Annotated in this window: 3 protein-coding genes and 1 pseudogene; all 4 read left to right on the top strand. The window is 36.2% G+C overall.

The annotated features are described in order from the left end of the window. Nucleotides 1-814, top strand: an 814-nt coding sequence (locus BKM63_RS05195; protein ID WP_131801191.1) for a T9SS sorting signal type C domain-containing protein, incomplete at its 5' end; no start/stop codon positions are given. Nucleotides 815-958: 144 nt separating this feature from the next. Beyond that, nucleotides 959-1,930 carry a delta-60 repeat domain-containing protein gene (locus BKM63_RS23840; protein ID WP_242661100.1) on the top strand — a complete coding sequence of 324 codons (972 nt, stop codon included), beginning with the start codon at nt 959-961 and terminating at the stop codon, nt 1,928-1,930. Then, nucleotides 1,902-4,811 (top strand): T9SS sorting signal type C domain-containing protein, encoded by a 2,910-nt coding sequence (locus tag BKM63_RS05190; RefSeq protein WP_242661099.1) that lies wholly within the window; start codon nt 1,902-1,904, stop codon nt 4,809-4,811. The genes BKM63_RS23840 and BKM63_RS05190 overlap by 29 nt, the downstream gene beginning before the upstream one ends. Nucleotides 4,812-5,303: 492 nt before the next feature. Continuing rightward, nucleotides 5,304-6,709: pseudogene (locus BKM63_RS05185) on the top strand (hypothetical protein); the annotation flags it as partial.

Below are 6,709 nucleotides of genomic sequence, written 5' to 3'. Positions count from 1 at the left end.
TCCTCCCACGGGATTAATAGCAGCCGGACAGGGTTTCTTTGCCGCCCCAACAACTACAAGTATTACCTACACAAACGATATGAGAGTAGGTGCCGGCAATAATAATTTTTACAAAACAGCTAAAAAAGACAATCTTGAAAGAAATCGTATTTGGCTGAATTTATCTAATAAAGAAGGGGCTTTCAAACAAACTTTAGTAGGTTATATTGAAGGAGCTACAAACAGCTGGGACCTTAATTTTGACGCTGTTGGTTTTAACGGAAACAGTTATGTGGATTTTTACAGTATCAACGAAAGTACGACTTTCTCTATCCAGGGACGTGCACTTCCGTTTGAGAACAGTGACGTAATTCCATTAGGATACAAAACAACAATTGCCGGAGATTTTACGATCTCTATTGACCATGCTGACGGACTTTTTAACAGTCAGGAAGTATATCTGGAAGATAAAAAAACCGGAATTATTTCAGATTTAAAAGCCGGGGATTATACTTTTAAAACCGAAATAGGAACTTTTAAAGATCGTTTCACGCTTCGTTATACCAATAAAACGTTAGGAACAGGTGATTTCGAAAATGTAAAGGACGGACTTCTGGTTTCTGTAAAAGATAAAGTAATCAAAGTAACTTCTGCAAAAGAAAACATTAAAGAAGTTTCTGTTTTCGACATTACAGGAAAACTGATTTACAATAAAAAGAAAGTCGGCATTACGGAACTTTCAATTTCAAACCTGCAGTCTGGGGATCAGGTGCTGCTTGTAAAAGTTACGCTTGAAAACAATGCTGAAGTAACCCGAAAAGTGATCTTTAAATAAAAATCACTTTCCCAAACTATAAAAAATCCATCTGTCAAATCAGATGGATTTTTTTTATTTAAAAATCACCAAAAGTGGGTATTGCTGTTTAGTAAAAAGATATTTAATTTCGGTTAATTCTTACAAATCATAATATTGATTACTTTGGTAAAAAACTTATTTTGCTCACTGGTTCTTCTTATTTTTCCTTTTTCGACAGCTGTTTTTTCGCAGCAAGGTAAGGTTGATATAACATTTAACCCAATTGATGACGGCGTAAAAGGAGATGGTTTTGATGCCGCTGTACGTACTCTTTATTTGCAGTCAGATCAAAAACTCCTTGTTGGCGGCGAATATTCAAGTCTCAACGGAAACCTCTCTTCTCATTTAACGCGCCTGAAACCCGATGGTTCAGTTGATGATGATTTTAGTACAGGAACCGGTTTTAGCGGAAATGTCTATGCCTGTGTTGTACAGCCGGATGGCAAAATTATTGCGTCAGGTAATTTTACGGCTTATAATGGAAACAGTTGCGGCCGACTTATTCGATTAAATAACGATGGAACCCAAGACACTTCATTCAATACTTCTATTGGAGCTTCCGGAATTATTTATGATATCGCTCTACAGCCAGATGGAAAAATAATAATCGTGGGGAGTTTTACAAAATACAACAATGTTACTGTAAATCGCATAGCACGTATATTGCCCGACGGCGCTTTAGATACTTCTTTTACGACTGGTACAGGTTCTTCTTTAAATATCACTAATACAAGAATATTGGCAAACGGAAAAATTTTAATTACTGGTAATTTCACTTCATTCAATAAAATTCCAAGTAATAAAATAGTACGTCTAAATTCTGATGGAAGTGTTGACGGAACCTTTAATATCGGAGAAGGTTTTAATGATAACGTGAATGCCGTCGAAATCCAATCTGATAATAAAATTATTTTGGGAGGAAGTTTTACTCTGTTCAATGGAAGTACCGCAGAGAGAATTGTTCGTCTCAATGAAGATGGCTCAAGAGATACAGATTTTCAAGGCACTGGTTTTACTAAAGATGCAGTACAGATTATCAAAACAGACGATAATGGCAATATAATGGTTGGGGGGATCTTTCACCGGTTTCTATAATGATGAAAATGTAAACAGACTGGTTTTGTTAAATCCTGATGGAACTGTAAACAGTGATTTTAAAACAGATTCGGGACCTGGAAATTACTCTGTTTTGGCTCTTGCTTTAGATTCTGAAGGATCGTGGTTCATAGGGGGATCTTTTTCTGCTTTTGATGGACAAAATCAAGGCCGGCTTGCAAAAGTAAGTAATAGTGGCGAGCTGGATATAAGCTATCTTTCGGCTGGAATTGGATTCGATAATACAGTCTTGAAAATTATTTCTTTGGAGGATAAAAAAGAAATGGTATTTGGAAAATTCACTAAATACAATAATATTCCAGTTTCCAGAATCGCCCGGCTTTTAGAAGACGGTACTCTTGATAATAATTTTAATAAAGAACAAGGTGGAGCTAATAATTCAATAGAAACAGCAGTAAAACAAGTTGATGGTAAAATTGTTTTTGCTGGAAACTTTATTAAATATAATGATATGCCATGTGGCCGAATTGTAAGGATTTTTACAGATGGTTCAATAGATCCCACTTTTAATATTGGCTCCGGATTTAATGGAGCGGTTTATACAATGGCTCTTCAATCAGATCAAAAGATTATTGTTGCAGGAAGTTTTTTCCGTTATAATAATGAAAATGCCGCCGCAAAAATTGTTAGGTTATTTCCAGATGGATCACGAGATTTTTCTTTTAATGTTAATTTTGAAACTGATGCTGCTATTCAGGATGTTTTAGTTCAGCCCGATGGTAAAATTTTGGTTGGAGGGAAATTTGCAAAATTTAATGGACAGGAGTTTTCTCGTCTGGTCAGATTAAATGCAGATGGAAGTATTGACACAAGCTTTAATATTGGAACCGGTTTTGATAAAGTAGTGTACGCACTCGCATTACAATCTGACCAAAAAGTAATTGTTGGGGGAACTTTTCTAACATTTAACGAAAGTTCCCAAAAACGAATAGTCCGTTTAAATAGCAATGGAAGTTTAGATTTGAGTTTCGACTCCGGAACGGGGTTTAGTAAAGGAGATGTTCGAACTATTTTGGTACAGCCTGATGATCGTATTTTAGTTGGAGGGACTTTTTCAGGAACTTTCAAAAATAATATTGTATCACGATTTGTCAGACTTTTAAAAACGGGAGATTTTGATCCCTCTTTTGATGCTCGTTTAAACAAGAATCTTTATGCATTAAGTTTTACGGCAGATTATAGATTAGTAATTGGAGGGGATTTTAACTCGGTTTCAGGAATTTCCAAACATAGAATTGCACGTCTGAAACTTTGCTTAGAATCCACCACATGGAATGGTTCATCATGGTCTAAGGGCTATCCTTCAGGAGGGAAAGAGGTGTTTTTTAAAGAAAGTTTTTCAAATCTCATTTCTTCAAATGTATGCAGCTGTAGTATAGACGCAGATAAAACAGTTACCCTTTTAAGTCAAAACACATTAGGAATTGAATTTTCTTATTTAGGGTCAGGAACTCTGGTTTTAGAAGATGGAGCAAGTTTATATCAATCAGATGACGATATGATAAATACCGGCATTGTTCACGTTAAAAGAAAAACAAATCCAATTGTTAGATACGATTATACCTATTGGTCATCTCCTGTTCAGAATCAGAAATTAATTGATTTTTCTCCTAATACTTTATCTGATAAATACACATCTTACAATACGCGGTTAAAAAAATGGGATATAGAAGCGCCTTCAAATGTGATGATTGTTGGGAAAGGATATTCTATAAGAGGACCTCAGAATTATTCAATAACAGAGCGGTCTGTTTTTGAAGGAGTTTTTAAAGGAATACCCAATAACGGAAAAGTAGAAATTAACTTAGTAGAATCGGGGTTGTATAGTTTAGTTGGAAATCCTTATCCGTCAGCAATTGATGCAGATATTTTTCTAAATGCAAACGAATCGAAAACAGCAGGAGCACTATATTTCTGGACGCACAATACGCCAATAGCTGAATTTAAATACAGTTCAGATGATTATGCCGTTTATAATTTAGTAGGCGGTGTTAGTACCAAAGCGCTTTCAGCAGATGATAAAGAACTTCCTCCAGATGGTAAAATTGCCTCAGGCCAGGCCTTTTTTATAAGAAGTTCTACTTCTGAAACTATTGAGTTTAATAATAGTATGAGAATTAAAGACAAGAATAATGCTTTTTATAAACCTGCGAAAATTGAAAATTCTAACAGCACAAAACAGTTTGACAAACATCGATTTTGGTTGAATCTTACTAATGAAAAAGGAGTTTATAAACAAATTTTAGTGGGTTATGTAAATGGAGCTGCAAATTCTTACGATATACGCTATGATGCGGAATCAATGAATGCAAATCAAAAGGCCGACTTTTACAGCATTATAGAAGATAAAAAATTGGTAATCCAAGGACGAGCATTGCCTTTTGAAGATAGTGATCAAATATTTCTGGGTTATCGAACTGCAGAATCTGGCAATTTTACTATTGCGATGGATCGTACCGATGGTGAAATAAGTGAAAAAGAAATTTATATATACGATAAATTGAAAGATGTTACCTATGATTTACGCTCAGGAGATTATACATTTTACAGCCAAGCAGGAGAATTTAGTGATAGATTTGAAATTCATTTTCAGAGTGAAAATTTAGATGTAGAGAATTTTGAGAATAATACAAATGAAATTTTAGTTTCGATAAAAGATAAAATAATCGACATCCAAAGTTTAAAAGAAAATCTTAAAGATGTTTTTGTATTTGATATGAGAGGACAATTGATTTATAAAAAAAACAGCTTAAGCGCAGCGCAATTAAAAATCCCAAATTTAAAATCGTCTGACCAGGTATTGTTGGTTAAAATAGTTTTAGAAAATAATCGTTTGATGACCAAAAAGATCATTTTTTAACAAATAAAGATATAGCAAATAGTCAAATCCAGACATCGAAACATGTCTGGATTTTTTGTATCCGATCTTTAGATTTAGAGGTGTTTTCTTTCATTAAGCCCTGTTTTTATTGAAGCTTTACCGATTTAACATATTTGTTATAAAAGTATCTTTTTGATAGTCAGAGTGTTAAAATTTTGATTTTTAACTTTCAGAATTAATAGTAATGTAAATAAAATCGTACCTTGTTGTAATAATCACTCGACAAACGTATATAAAAGCCGTTGAAATGCATTTTATTTACTCCTATAAATGAAAATGTATTTTATTTTTTATCAGCCAGGAATATTGATTGCCTTTTTTAAATACCACTAAAAAGCATTTACATATTTTTTGGGTTTTGATTTTACAGATTATTTTCTGCAGTCAAAATTATTTTTGAGGTATTTAGAATTCCATCCAATCCGAGTTTACTTGATTTTGAGTTTTTCTATCAATTTAAAAAATAGTGCGATGAAAAAAAAATTACCTGCCTCGTTGATTTTACCTCAATTTTTAATCTTTCGATTTTCTTTATCGAATTTTCATTCTAAAATTTCGTCCTCTAAGACAAAACTTTCCCTTTTATTTTTCTTTATCTGTTTTTCTATGTGGGCACAGCATCCTCCTTTCAATGCTGATGGTACTATATTAGTTCCCGCAGGAGTTCTCACTATGAATGTAGAAGGTTGGGGAGCTGGTGGAGCTGGTGGTGGTGCAAGTGCTTCAACGGCTTTAACAGGAAGAAGTGGTGCAGGTGGAGGCGGTGGAGCTTATGCTAAAGGCGTTATATCTGTTACTGCTGGCGCAACGCTGTCTGTTAAAGTGGCTCAAACAACTGCCGGAGGGTCCGGATCAGGAGCTAATGGTGGAAATTCTTATATTCAAGGTTATGACACAGTTTTCTTAGCTGCAGGTGGCAGTGGTGGACCCGCTAATTCTACAGGTGGGAGTCCAGCAGGAGGAGCGGGTGGCTCGGCTACAGTTTCTAAAGGTTCTATTACAACAACAGCAGGATCAGATGGTGGGGCAGGGGCTACTGCTTTACTTAATCTTTTAGCTGGCTCAGGGGCAGGAGGAAAAGGAGGAGGTACAGGTGGCGGAGCAGGAGGACTGGCTGCAGGGAGTGTGCTATTAGGTGTTGGTCCAGGACAGCCGGGTAGTCCTCCAGGTGGTGGAGGTAGTGGGGGCTTGCATTTGTCAGGATCTCCAGGTCAAGTTGGAGGGAACGGCGCTGCCGGTCGGGTTAATGTAACCTATACTTGTCCAACTTACAGTGTAAGTAATCTTCAGACATTAGTAAATGCTTGTACTTCAGTTGGGACTGCCAAACTAAGACTTACAGGTACTAATTTGCCAGTCGGCATATACGTGGTAACTTATAATCGCACCAATCCAGCAGGAACCTTAACAGCACCAATGACAGTAACTTCAGCAGGTACAGGAGATTTTGATGTGGTTGGTTTAACAATAGCAGGAACAAGTACAATAACTGTTACAGGTTTAGCATCAGGAGTTTGTACAAATACTGTAACAGTTGCAGCATCAAATGTAACTGTTTCACCACCATCTGTTGGAGGAACAATTGCAGGTTCTAGTACAATTTGCAGTGGTGCTAATAGTGGCAGCTTAATATTATCTGGACATACAGGCACGGTGCAAAAATGGCAGTATGCATTTGCTCCTTTTACAACTTGGGTAGATATTCCAAGTACTGCAGGAACGGGTTTTGTTTTTGGACCATTAACGCAGACCACACGATTCAGAGCAGTTGTAGCCAGTGGAACTTGCACTGCCGCTTTTTCATCGGAAGCAATCGTAACAGTAAATCCATTACCGACCATTACGCTGGCCTCAACGGCTGCTCCGGTTTGTATTAC

Source organism: Flavobacterium johnsoniae, assembly GCF_001879205.1.
Classification (GTDB): Bacteria; Bacteroidota; Bacteroidia; order Flavobacteriales; family Flavobacteriaceae; genus Flavobacterium; species Flavobacterium johnsoniae_A.
The sequence above is the reverse complement of the archived record's forward strand: the minus strand, read 5'-3'. Positions and strand labels throughout refer to the sequence as shown.